The organism is Corynebacterium sp. UMB9976, assembly GCF_030212265.1.
Classification (GTDB): Bacteria; Actinomycetota; Actinomycetes; order Mycobacteriales; family Mycobacteriaceae; genus Corynebacterium.
On the sequence record NZ_JASODY010000061.1, the window covers coordinates 1 to 435 of the forward strand.

1 pseudogene is annotated in these 435 nt (G+C 55.6%); it reads left to right on the plus strand.

What is annotated here, in order from left to right:
* Positions 1 to 435: pseudogene (locus tag QP140_RS09790) on the plus strand (IS6-like element IS26 family transposase); the annotation flags it as partial.

Sequence of the window (435 nt, forward strand, 5' to 3'; positions counted from 1 at the left end):
GCAAATACGGCATCAGTTACCGTGAGCTGCAGGAGATGCTGGCTGAACGCGGAGTGAATGTCGATCACTCCACGATTTACCGCTGGGTTCAGCGTTATGCGCCTGAAATGGAAAAACGGCTGCGCTGGTACTGGCGTAACCCTTCCGATCTTTGCCCGTGGCACATGGATGAAACCTACGTGAAGGTCAATGGCCGCTGGGCGTATCTGTACCGGGCCGTCGACAGCCGGGGCCGCACTGTCGATTTTTATCTCTCCTCCCGTCGTAACAGCAAAGCTGCATACCGGTTTCTGGGTAAAATCCTCAACAACGTGAAGAAGTGGCAGATCCCGCGATTCATCAACACGGATAAAGCGCCCGCCTATGGTCGCGCGCTTGCTCTGCTCAAACGCGAAGGCCGGTGCCCGTCTGACGTTGAACACCGACAGATTAAGT